Origin of the sequence: Geobacillus sp. ZGt-1 (assembly GCF_001026865.1) — a bacterium.
In the GTDB taxonomy this organism is placed as follows: Bacteria; Bacillota; Bacilli; order Bacillales; family Anoxybacillaceae; genus Geobacillus; species Geobacillus thermoleovorans.
Genome location: NZ_LDPD01000012.1, coordinates 2,360 through 13,329, shown reverse-complemented (window position 1 = coordinate 13,329; position 10,970 = coordinate 2,360). Strand labels below are relative to the sequence as shown.

Annotated in this window: 13 protein-coding genes and 1 pseudogene; 5 read left to right on the top strand and 9 right to left on the bottom strand. The window is 43.3% G+C overall.

The window, feature by feature from the left end; all coding sequences use genetic code 11:
- From VU18_RS17205 to VU18_RS03760, 3 genes are all read right to left on the bottom strand, one after another.
- On the bottom strand, positions 1-1,025 hold a 1,025-nt coding region (locus tag VU18_RS17205; protein WP_152668822.1), incomplete at its 3' end, for a redoxin domain-containing protein.
- Between the two features lie 122 nt (positions 1,026-1,147).
- On the bottom strand, positions 1,148-1,876 hold the full coding sequence (locus VU18_RS03765; RefSeq protein WP_014195228.1) for a sulfite exporter TauE/SafE family protein: 729 nt from the start codon (positions 1,874-1,876) through the stop codon (positions 1,148-1,150).
- 109 nt (positions 1,877-1,985) lie between these two features.
- Positions 1,986-2,957 (bottom strand): F510_1955 family glycosylhydrolase, encoded by a 972-nt coding sequence (locus tag VU18_RS03760; protein WP_014195227.1) that lies wholly within the window; start codon positions 2,955-2,957, stop codon positions 1,986-1,988.
- A gap of 205 nt (positions 2,958-3,162) precedes the next feature.
- On the opposite strand from VU18_RS03760, the gene VU18_RS03755 reads away from it, so the two are divergent.
- Positions 3,163-4,233: a YncE family protein gene (locus tag VU18_RS03755; protein ID WP_047757671.1), complete on the top strand. Its 1,071-nt coding sequence runs from the start codon at positions 3,163-3,165 to the stop codon at positions 4,231-4,233.
- A gap of 60 nt (positions 4,234-4,293) precedes the next feature.
- Here the strand turns inward: VU18_RS03755 and VU18_RS03750 are convergent, their stop codons facing one another.
- From VU18_RS03750 to VU18_RS03745, 3 genes are all read right to left on the bottom strand, one after another.
- A complete protein-coding gene (locus tag VU18_RS03750; protein ID WP_015374213.1) occupies positions 4,294-4,794 on the bottom strand; it encodes a ubiquinol-cytochrome c reductase iron-sulfur subunit in 501 nt (166 codons plus the stop codon).
- 62 nt (positions 4,795-4,856) lie between these two features.
- Positions 4,857-4,982, bottom strand: a complete 126-nt coding sequence (locus tag VU18_RS21035; RefSeq protein ID WP_255351075.1) for a hypothetical protein — start codon at positions 4,980-4,982, stop codon at positions 4,857-4,859.
- A gap of 356 nt (positions 4,983-5,338) precedes the next feature.
- The gene (locus VU18_RS03745) at positions 5,339-6,274 is read right to left on the bottom strand and encodes a blue (Type 1) copper domain protein (protein ID WP_047757701.1); all 936 of its coding nucleotides are present in this window, start codon (positions 6,272-6,274) and stop codon (positions 5,339-5,341) included.
- Between the two features lie 226 nt (positions 6,275-6,500).
- Here VU18_RS03745 and VU18_RS17200 point away from each other — a divergent pair.
- Positions 6,501-6,674, top strand: a pseudogene (locus tag VU18_RS17200) (multicopper oxidase domain-containing protein); the annotation flags it as partial.
- A gap of 134 nt (positions 6,675-6,808) precedes the next feature.
- On the opposite strand, the gene VU18_RS21030 reads toward VU18_RS17200, so the two are convergent.
- Positions 6,809-6,940: a hypothetical protein gene (locus VU18_RS21030; RefSeq protein WP_255347947.1), complete on the bottom strand. Its 132-nt coding sequence runs from the start codon at positions 6,938-6,940 to the stop codon at positions 6,809-6,811.
- Positions 6,941-6,958: 18 nt separating this feature from the next.
- On the opposite strand from VU18_RS21030, the gene VU18_RS03740 reads away from it, so the two are divergent.
- On the top strand, positions 6,959-7,873 hold the full coding sequence (locus VU18_RS03740; RefSeq protein ID WP_011230392.1) for a LysR family transcriptional regulator: 915 nt from the start codon (positions 6,959-6,961) through the stop codon (positions 7,871-7,873).
- 47 nt (positions 7,874-7,920) lie between these two features.
- Here VU18_RS03740 and VU18_RS03735 read toward each other — a convergent pair whose 3' ends face one another.
- Positions 7,921-8,943: a YeiH family protein gene (locus VU18_RS03735; RefSeq protein WP_041467836.1), complete on the bottom strand. Its 1,023-nt coding sequence runs from the start codon at positions 8,941-8,943 to the stop codon at positions 7,921-7,923.
- A gap of 332 nt (positions 8,944-9,275) precedes the next feature.
- Between VU18_RS03735 and VU18_RS03730 the strand changes: the two genes are divergently transcribed.
- Together VU18_RS03730 and VU18_RS03725 are read left to right on the top strand one after the other, a co-directional pair.
- On the top strand, positions 9,276-9,656 hold the full coding sequence (locus VU18_RS03730) for a hypothetical protein (RefSeq protein WP_011230390.1): 381 nt from the start codon (positions 9,276-9,278) through the stop codon (positions 9,654-9,656).
- 323 nt (positions 9,657-9,979) lie between these two features.
- Complete coding sequence (locus VU18_RS03725) at positions 9,980-10,234, top strand: GlsB/YeaQ/YmgE family stress response membrane protein (protein ID WP_021321608.1); 255 nt, start codon at positions 9,980-9,982, stop codon at positions 10,232-10,234.
- 125 nt (positions 10,235-10,359) lie between these two features.
- Here the strand turns inward: VU18_RS03725 and VU18_RS03720 are convergent.
- A partial coding sequence (locus VU18_RS03720; protein WP_173426827.1) for an Ig-like domain-containing protein occupies positions 10,360-10,970 on the bottom strand: 611 nt, incomplete at its 5' end.

Genomic DNA, 10,970 nt, shown 5'->3' with positions numbered 1-10,970 from the left:
ACTGCCAAAATTTCTACATTGCTATCTTTATTGTTTTCGTAGAACTTTTGCATTTCCGGCATTTCAGCTCTGCAAGGCGGACACCAAGTAGCCCAAAAATTCAATATCACTGTTTTTCCACGCAAATCAGACAATTTTATTTTATCCCCTGTAATTGAAAGTAATTCAAAATCCGGAGCAACCTCTCCTTTATTCGTGCCGATTTTTCCCCAATCCAATGAAGTAGATAGAACTGATTTTGATTTGACCTTTCCCGCTTCCTGTTGACTGTTAAAAATAGAAGATACAGCAATACTTACCACCATCACACCTAAAGCGAGTTGATTGATTACATTTCCCCGTCCTTTGTTCCTATCCTCAAGAGCCGCTTCTCTTTCTCGCCTCTCTAACCAATATGAAATACATATAAAAACGATAACGAGAGAGCCGTACAACCATACTTCTTTTGATATGATTACTGTATTTACAACATATTTTTTATACAGGGCTAGTTCGAATTGAATGAGATGGAACCATATCAGAAGTTGCAATAAAGTTTTTTGAGTTTTGACTCGTGATGCTACTATAAAAAAACAAATCGCTACTATTGCTTGCAAAATGATGAAATAATTTTGGGAATTTTCCATTACTCGGATCCATGCAAAAGTGCTAAAATAGCCAAAATATACTGGAACCATTGCCCGCGTATAAGAAGCCACAGGAATATTCTGCTTTTTTACGTATAGCCAAGTATAGACCGTGATAAAAACAATCGCCATACTAATGCCAACATATCCCCCATTAAAATAAAGGATTGTCATCGGATTTTGTAAAACTGAATTCGGATGTAAAACGACATAACTAAATTTCCAAATAAGTACACCGTTAATAAAACTGTTCAAAATTAAATCCATGATATTTCGCTCTATTTTTAATACTTTAATACCATAATAAAACATGACATAACTTATCAATAAGCCGCTGATAAGCAAAAGATTTTCGCCCTGAACGACTATATTGCCGAATTGCAATATACATTCCCCCAAAATTCATATTTCTATCGGTATTAGAAAGGATTCTTCTTTGCGACGAAAAAAATACAACTATAACTACATCACCCTAACCATCTTGAAACGTTCTTCCAAACATTGTTACTGCATCATCTTCTTTAAAACCAATAAGTGATGGTATCTAACACGCCAAGCAATACCATCACAATTCCAGCGGTTTGCTGAATGAGCTTCCCTACCCGTCTTCCTTTTTTCATGACAGCACCGCTCAATCCTAAGTACCAAAGGATGAGGATGAAGAAAATAACCGGTACAGAAGTTCCGACGGCAAAGACGCTCGGCAACAACACTCCATAAGACGTTGAGTATACGAGAGGCATTAGAGTAACAAAAAATAGAACAAACATCGTTGGACAAAAAGCCAACGAAAAGCCAAATCCCATGAAAAACGAACCGATTTTTCCTTTTGCCCATCCCTTCGGCACTCTGAACAAAGTGACATTCCAATACATTTTAAAAAGCCCTAACAAATACAAGCCTACGAGAACAAGAATCGGGCCAATCAGCTTTCTTAACCATGGAAAGTATAGTGTCAGTGTACTTTGAATCTCCTTCCCCATCAACCAGACGATCAAGCCTAACCCGGAAAAAGCGATGACCTTTCCGAAAATAAATAAAAGCAGTTCTTTCCAAGCGATCCCCTTTTGCAGAGATTGGTTGCTGTACAACGTGATTGCTCCTAAGTTGCTAGTCAGCTGGCACGGAGCCATCGCTCCGACGATGCCAAGAAGAAACGCTGACAAAACAGGAAGCGCTGTTGTGCTGTTGGCCATATTCAGAAACGGCTGGCTCAGCAGGTTGCTGATTTGGCTTAGGAATGAATACACTCTTCTTCTCACCCTCTCCATCCGTTACTTATATTGTAGCAGTGAATTTTGCAAAAATTATGGAGCGATATATTTTTAGGCAAACAAAAAGACATGCGCCCGCATGTCCCTATATTTCCCCTTCTGATGCTAGTTTTGTCCAACTTCCACCGTTATTTTTTGTCATAAAAATATCCCCGTTCATTGTAACGATCACAATTTCTTTGTCGTTTGCTGGATTAGAAGTTATATACATGATATGATCTTTTTCATCCAATGGCGGAACAGCAAGAACTTCTTCGTGTTTTGTGTCTAATGATTGTTTGATGAGTATAGACTGATCATTCTCTACAGCTGCAAATACAACCGACTTTTCTTGAAACATAAATGTCGTCGTATCAATTTTTCTCGTAAACCGTTCAAACGTATTCCCGTTATCTCTCGAAATGAAAACTCCCTCGGCTGTACTAATCCCGACCATATTTTCATCCGTTGGGTGAGCCACAATCGTTCTCGCTGCCGTTTGCGGCAGGCCATTCAATTGACTTGGCGACCACGTTTTGCCGTCATCTTTGCTGTAAAATACCCCTCGTCCGAGCGTTTCATTTTCTTCTTGATTCACCACATAGATGGTATGGCTTTTATAACCAACCGTCATATAATGGAAATCGGACTGTTTATAAAATCCTAAATTCATTAATGTTTGTCCATTATCAAAACTTTTCACAAGACCAAGTGGATTTCCTAACGATGAACCTTCTTCAGGATGTCCCGATGAATAAAAGCCGTCGTCCGTAGCTGAAAAGCCCATATAATCATGTTTATTGGAAACCGTTTCATACCACTTATTGTCTTGGTAAACGAGCAACCCTTCATGAGTAGCAAAGTAAACCGCATTTTGATTGCCTGCATAACCAACCCCATGCAAATGTTCGATCTTCCCTTCCTTTTTTTCTTTAAAGAAAGGATTATTGGTAACAGATACATTCGATTTTGACTGTTCTTTGCTCGTAATAAAAGCCTGTTCTTTTTCGTTGGATGATGAACAGGCGCTTAGAAGAAGAGCGGATGTGATGATGATGACTTTCTTCATTTTTGTCATAGATGTTCATTCCCCTTCATGCATAGTGTAAATCGTTGCATACTTTTATACTTTATCGGATAAATTTGCAGAATGTATGGATTTCAATAAACTGTAACGATTTGAAGATATTTTATTGCTATTGTGAAATTAATCACAGCAACCTCCCCCATTTGCCACTATCATGTCGGTAGACTCAACCTAAAGCAAAAGGAGGAAACCGCTCATGCGCAAAACCGCGATTGTATGGTTATCGTTATTGGCGATGTTGGCGTTTGTTCTCGGGGGGTGCGCAGCCAATTCCCCTCAAGACAAAACCGAACCAGAGAAAAATGGGCAGCCAGCCGCCCTTGAACAAACACAAGAAACGAACAAATTCTACTTTACTGCCAACGAGGGCGGAAGCATTTCAAAAATTGATGCGAGAACAAACAAAGTGGTCGGAACGATCAAAGTCGACGGCGCGGTCCATAACGTCCAAGTTTCTCCCGACGGAGCTATTCTCGGCGCTACGTTAGTTCCGGCCATGCAACACGGGCATGACCAGTCGATGGATATGAAAGGAATGGCGTTGTTTTATGATACGGAAACGAATGAATTAATCAAAAAAGTGGAAGTGGGACACCATCCCGCCCATATCGTGTTTACTGAAAACGGCAAATACGCCCTTGTGACCAATAATGAAGACAATAACGTTTCCGTTATTGATCTCGCGAGCTATTCAGTCATTGAAACCATTCCAACCGGAAAAGGCCCGCACGGGCTTCGCATTTCCAAAGACAGCCAATACGCGTATGTCGCCAACATGGGGGAAGACAGCGTCAGTGTTCTCAACTTGCAAACAATGAAAGAAGAAAAGAAAATCACAGTCGGATCCATCCCTGTCACAACCGGCATTACTTCGGACGGCAAAACGTTAGTCGTAACGTTGAATGCTGAAAATGCCTTGGCCATTGTTGACGTAACAAGCGGGAAAGTGGAAAAAATCCCTGTCGGGCAAGGGCCAGCCCAAGTGTACGTGTCGCCTGACGATACGTTTGCTTATGTCGCCAATCAAGGGACGAAAGAGGCGCCCTCTCATTCTGTAAGCAAGATAAACTTAAAAACGAAACAAGTCGTGGCCACAATTGAAACAGGAAACGGAGCGCATGGGGTCGTCACAAGCCCGGATGGCAAGTATGTTTTCGTTACGAATATGTTCGACAACACCGTGAGCGTCATTGATCAAGAACAAAACAAAGCAATCCAAACGGTTCAAGTAGGCGAAATGCCCAACGGGATCAGCATCATGCCGTAAAGGAAAAAGTAGCAGGTTGGACGTTCCAGCCTGCTGTTTTTTCTGCGGAATAACGGATTTTCATTTTTCCCTTTTCCTCGGGCTCAGTACGGCAATATACACATTGCCATCTTGAATATAAGCGTCAAATGTATCTAACGGTCTTGGCGGTGGCCCCCCTACATTGATACCGTATTCGTCATATTGCCCCGCGTGGCACGGACATAAGAAGCGGATGCCTGTTTTCTGCATGTTCTCCTCAGCATCTCCAACGGTACACCCTAGATGGGTGCAAATCGGGGACATAATGAGTAAAGAACCATCTTCATTTTTGTTAATGTAGACAAACCCTTCCCTTTCCTGTTTGGTCCATGCATCTTTTATGGTGACTTTATACGGCACCTTTTTAGGGAATTCTCCCTTTTCTAATTCGCTTAGAGGACCGAGATTGGCCATTGAACTTGTATTGACCGTTTTCTTATCGTTGCTGCAGGCAGCCAGTCCTGCAGGCAATACCGAAACAGCCAGCAGTTCAGCCGCCCCCTTTAACGACCTGCTAAGAAACTCTCGTCGATTCAACATAAGATTTCCCCTCCTTGCCTCCTCTAATAGTAGGGAGGTGCGTGAAATAAGAGGCGAATCGATCAGCGTTTATCGCGCAATGCGAGTTTTACTGCAAAATACACGACCAATCCAATGGCAAGCAAATTAAGAAACCAGCCGAGAATGCCAAACCCCATCATCCCCCAGCCACTCATCATCCCGCTCATCATCCTCATCACCTCCTGCATGATCTAAAAATCATTCTCACCTATCGCTAACCATTTATGTCATAATTTCGCCTGACTTGAATGAAAAATCTAATTGGAACTCCAAGCACCCTTTTCCGCATCTTTAGCATTTGTCAATACTCCCATTCACACTTGATGCAGCCCAAAATTGATCCACAACGTTTTCATCATCTCCCCTTTTGCTTTACTTTCAGAATAGAGAAAAAGTGTGGAGAAAATATTGATAAAAAACTACAAATATTTGTCAAGGCTTTCACAAAAGTTCATTTCCCTTTTGGTCGCCACGCCTTCTATTGGTCAAAACAAATGCCGAGAAGGTCTGGGCAGCCATCATCTTATGAAACTTTCGCAAATCCAACCATACCAGATTCTTTATGCCCTGGAACCGTACAATAAAATCGAAACACACCGCGTTCGATTGGTATGAACGTCACCTCGGCTGTTTTCCCCGGCAAGGAATGAACATGAATGTCCGCATTTTCTGCATGGTTTCCATGGTCATTCTGTTGTAACAAAATCTTCATATTTTCGAATTCGATATCGTGTTCCATTTGACCGCTATTTTTCAGAATTAAGGTAACAGGCTGTCCTACAGTCAGTTGCAAACTCTCAGGAAAGTAATAAAATTCAGTCGCTTCAACCACTACCTTTTTCCCCTTTGTTTCGATGCTTAACGGAGATGCAGTTTGGTTGTGGTCCTCCATAAAATGGTTCATAGGCGGATTCGTTATCGGAAGATTAGAAGATCGAGAAAATTCATTATATAAATGGTTATACAAATAGAAAAACAGCGGAAGGACGATTGCTAACCATAGCGGGTTATGGAATAGTTTATTGATCAAAAACGCACGGTTAAAACCCGTTTCTTGTTGAAGCATGTATAGAACAATACAAGCCATTCCAACAAATAGAACAAGCATGATGTGAACCGTAGAATCCCGATATTCAGGCGCAATCATTTCTCCTAACATCGCTCCCATCATGCCGCCCATGACTCCTGATAAAACACCGTCGATGATGGCCATGATGCTGATCGGCATCCCAGCTAAAAATCCAGCTAAAAACCCAAAAGCCATTCCTAAAATGGTTGACAAAAAGAGATTGCCGTTGTAAGAAATCCCAGCCAGCAGGCCGCCCGTCAGCCCAGCCAACATTCCTAACGCCATCGCCGCCATCATTCCAGCCATGCATGTGATTTTCTTCCTTTTGATAAAGATGAAAGCAATCACAATGAAAGACAAAACCGCCGCGATCCCCCCAGTGAATAACATCGGCAACGGATGATCCCTCCTGCAAATGTTTATTTGTACACATATATGTGTGCAAATAACAGGTTAGTCCATGTCAGTGAACATCCCGGCTGAGTTTGAGCGAAAACAGAGGGCGTGTCATCCGATTACAGCTTTTTGTATTACACCTGCATGTATTCTGTTCTTGAGCGCTCTCCCACCTACGCTTATGCGTCCCACGGTTCAGCTGCCTTACAAAGACAGCAAACGATTAAAACGAAACACGATTAATGTAGCGCCAGGAGAAACATGGAACATCGAATTTTTGGCCAACAACCCGGGAAATTGGGTCTTTCACTGTCATAAACCTCACCATACAACCAACATGCATTCGATAAAGGACATGGGCGGCATGCTTACGATGGTCCGCTATGCGAAATAGATGAGCATTCAAGAAAAAACGGCATCGCTGCCGTTTTTTCTTCTCTCGATTCTCTTGCACCTGCTTGATAGTCAAGCAAATTATTTAACTTACTCGGACTCACCGTCAGCCGAAAGAAAAAGTGAACGGCGCGCTCACCGTTCGCGATGCGTATGAATCCATTGCACAAACTGTTCGATCACTTGATCCAACAAGTCGATGGTTGCCGTATCTAATCGATTGGCGTTAACCGAAACGCATGATAAACTAAGCGTATATTCAAACAAAGTTTTGGAGGGACAACCTTGGATCAGTTGCTATACGTGTTCGTAAAAGTAGTAGAAAAAGGAAACTTCACGAAAGCAGCTGAGGAGCTGCATATGACACAGCCTGCTGTCAGCCAGCACATCCAAACGCTAGAGCGATTATTCGATACGAAACTTCTGGACAGGACAAACAAGTACGTCAAATTGAATAAAGCCGGCGAAATTGTTTATCACTATGCGAAAGAAATACTCGGACTGTATACACGCATGAATCAACTGCTTGATGATTTAATGAATCGAGCCAGCGGGGAGCTGTCGATTGGGGCCAGCTACACGTATGGCGAGTATGTTCTTCCACAGATGATCGCAAAATTGCATCAACACTATCCACTCATCAAACCAACCATCACGATCGGGAACTCGAATGAAATTGTTGAAATGGTGCGCGACCATCAGCTGGATGTGGGGATCATCGAAATGGATATCGAACCGAAAAATGTATATATTGAACCATTTGCCAAAGATCAAATGGTTGTCGTTGCTTCTGCTCATCATCCGTATGCCCAAAAAGAGACGGTGCAGATGGAAGACCTCTGCAACGCCACATGGATTGTTCGCGAAACAGGATCTGGAACAAGAAAAGCAACGGACGAATTTTTTCTCAAACACAACTTCTTTCCGTCTTCAATCATGGAATTCGGCAGTACACAGCTCATTAAAGAAGCGGTAGAAGCTGGTTTGGGGCTGACCTTTCTCTCTCTCTGGACGATAAAAAAAGAACTTTCATTTGGTACGTTAAAAATCATCCCGATCAATGATGAACCATTTTTTCGCCACTTTTCTCTCGTTACACCGAAAACTCCGTTTTATACAAAAGCCATGGAAGTGTTTTTAACCATAGTACGTACTCACCAACCTTCAATCAGCCATTCACCACAACCACCATCTCCCTAATAAAAAGACGACCGGCAGCGTTTGCGGGCCGTCTTTTTCCTTGAACGTTAAGCGATAAAAAAAGATAAAAAAGACAATAAAAGAGACACAATACACATGGCAAGAAGAGGACGCAATCCGTTTGTCCGCAATTTTCGCAAATCAACATTCAATCCAAGGCCGACCATCGCCGCCGTCAAAAGAAATGAGGTGAAGGAAGAGATATAGCTTAAGACGCTTTGAGAAACAAGAATGGCGTTTCCAAGCACATAACTACCAAGTAAACTCATCATTATAAATCCAAGCAAAAACCAAGGAAATTCCACTTTCGTTTCTCCCCCCTCCTGGCCATCGTCTTTTTTTCTTCTCCAATAAATAAGGGCTAAACTGAGCGGCACAAGCCAAAGCACTCTTCCTAACTTTGCCAGCAACGCCATAGCCAATGCATCCTGCCCAGCTGGAGCGCTCGCTAACGCAACGTGGGCAATTTCATGCAAACTCATCCCGCTCCAAATACCGTAATGTAAAGATGAAATGGGCAAAACAGGACGAATCAGTGTATACGCGATCGAGAACACCGTGCCGACAAGTGCAATCATTCCAACCGAGATAGCCGTTTCGTCGTCGTTCGATTTTAAAATGGGAGAAACGGCGGCAATCGCGGCCGCCCCGCATACCCCCGTCCCGATGCCCAACAATAAAGATAAAGAAGGGCTTGCTTTCAACATGTTGCCAAGCCAAATCATCATGAAAATAGCCAATATAATGACCGCCGCATCACGAATGACAAGCCCCCATCCTTGATGAATCAAAACATCCATATTCAACTTTAGACCAAATAACATAATGGCCAATCGCAACAAATATTTTGAAACAAATTGGATGCCCGGTCGAATCGCTTCTGGATAACCAAACAGCTGCCGATACATCACCGCAAGCAAAATGGCACAAGCGAGCGGACCTAAATGATCCAGTCCAGGTATGGAGGCCAATGCCATTCCAACGGCGGCCACCAAGAACGTAAAGGCCACTCCTCCTAACCAAAAATGTTTACTTTTTTCATGGGCAGTCGAATATGGCCAAACAGCCATCTTTCGCTTCTCCACTCTAACCCCCCCTATTGGTATCACATAACTGTTTTTATCATATGTCCCTTCCATCAATAAGTAAAATAATAGTTTATTATTTTTATAATAAGAAATCACTTATTATAAATCCCTAAAAGTGATAAACGAGAAACTAATATTTTGATTAACGAAGAGGCAGATCCACCCGTTCCCTCAAAACGCCACCATGATCATGGACCAATCACGACGCCGCAACTCAAGCCAACCATCCATTAACAGAGAAAAATCTTATTCAAAACGTCCTTTTCTTTTCCCTGCTTCACGTCGTATAATCAAAAAAGAGGAGGTGAACAAGCATGGAACGCGATACCATCGTGAAAGAAGTAGTCGAGGCGCTGAAAATGTTTTCCCACGACATCCGCACCCAAATTGACGAAATGGGAAGCCAACTACGAGCAGAAATCCAAGACACAGCTAACCAACTGAGAGCAGAAATGCAAGACATGGCTAACCAATTGAGAGCGGAGATGCAAGACACAGCCAACCAATTGAGAGCGGAAATGCAACAATTTCGCGCCGAGGTGAACGAGCGGTTTGACCGACTCGAGCAAAAATTCGCCGGCTTGCGTGTGGAGCTGACCGAAACGCAAGAAACCGTCCATTTCCTCGCGTCCAAAACCATCCAACACGAGAAAAAACTCCACCATTTGGCCAAGCAGCTTGAATCCATTCGCTAGTTTTCCTTCATCCGAAAGCCGCGTTTGACTGCAAGTCAAGCGCGGTTTTGACTTTTGCATCTCGGCTTCTTCGATCCCGGATCAAATCCCCTCCTGCCCGGCCGCGCACGAAGACGGAAGAGAAGCTGGCGATTTATCCGTTATCATGAACACAATGGTTTCCAATACGCAGCCAAAACTCTGCCCCCGGACAAAACGCCCAAAACAGAGAATGCGCGCCGATAAAGTATGATGGGGCTTTTGCGTGCATAATTGATGCTCCTTTTGACGCACAATATAAATTACAAAAGAATCCTTTTCATGATTTGAGGGAGGAATCATCCATGTCGTTTCTTTGGAGCTTAATCGTCGGGGGCGTCATCGGTTGGCTGGGAGGTCTTCTGACGGGCCGCGATATTCCAGGAGGAATCATTGGCAACATTATTGCTGGGTTTATCGGAGCCTGGCTTGGAACGGCGCTCTTTGGCAACTGGGGGCCAACCATCGGCGGATTTGACATCATCCCCGCGCTGATCGGTTCCGTTATCCTCATTTTGCTTGCAAGTTTTGTCATTCGCAGATTGCATAGGGCGGCGTGATTCCATAACCCTTGAGATCGCAATGGATTCCGCTTATGCAAGACTCATAGCGCAATCTTTCATCTCCAAATTCATGCTCACACATGAAGGAACCGGGCTCTTCTCAGCCCGGTTTTTAAAGTTCGTTACTTAGTTCGATATAATTGAAAATCATCCAGCGTTCCCCAAGCGCCGCCATTTGCCTTGATGCTCACTCCGATCGTCACAGTTCCATCACCAATATAAATATCATGAATCTCAGGATGACTCCAATTCAACCAACCATTCACCGCGGCAGCTGCCCGATACTCTTTACCTCCTGTTTTCGCATACAAGTATATTTCCGCATCGGAGGCATCTCCTCCTTGCAAAAACATCGATAAATCATAATATCCCGGCTCTAATCCGGTGATCGTCTGTTCTACCTGGAAATCAACAGCCTCGCTCGAATAGAAGTGAAGGGAATAGTTTCCCGATTTCGCATCCGCAGCTTTCTCCAAATAATCCGTATGTGGAGAAGTGCCGTTTCGATAAATGATGGTCCACATCGTTCTATCTTGATCCTCGAAGCTCGGATTCACTACATAGTTTTTCGGTGTAATGTCAAGATAGGCTTTTACCGTCTCTCCACCCTCCACTATACCTTGAATCACATGTGTTCCGATGCCAATTCTCAGCACTTGATCCAACTCGTCCTGATCCCATTTCACAGAAACAGAGCGTTGGCTCCCATCATTATAAGTAGCTGTTACCGTAT

Excerpts from the sequence above, each read along its gene's own strand:
- VU18_RS03760 (WP_014195227.1), bottom strand. The coding sequence starts at position 2,957 with ATGACAAAAATGAAGAAAGTCATCATCATCACATCCGCTCTTCTTCTA.
- VU18_RS03755 (WP_047757671.1), top strand. The coding sequence starts at position 3,163 with ATGCGCAAAACCGCGATTGTATGGTTATCGTTATTGGCGATGTTGGCG.
- VU18_RS03750 (WP_015374213.1), bottom strand. The coding sequence starts at position 4,794 with ATGTTGAATCGACGAGAGTTTCTTAGCAGGTCGTTAAAGGGGGCGGCT.
- VU18_RS21035 (WP_255351075.1), bottom strand. The coding sequence starts at position 4,982 with ATGAGCGGGATGATGAGTGGCTGGGGGATGATGGGGTTTGGCATTCTC.
- VU18_RS03745 (WP_047757701.1), bottom strand. The coding sequence starts at position 6,274 with ATGTTATTCACTGGGGGGATCGCGGCGGTTTTGTCTTTCATTGTGATT.
- VU18_RS03735 (WP_041467836.1), bottom strand. The coding sequence starts at position 8,943 with ATGGCTGTTTGGCCATATTCGACTGCCCATGAAAAAAGTAAACATTTT.
- VU18_RS03730 (WP_011230390.1), top strand. The coding sequence starts at position 9,276 with ATGGAACGCGATACCATCGTGAAAGAAGTAGTCGAGGCGCTGAAAATG.
- VU18_RS03725 (WP_021321608.1), top strand. The coding sequence starts at position 9,980 with ATGTCGTTTCTTTGGAGCTTAATCGTCGGGGGCGTCATCGGTTGGCTG.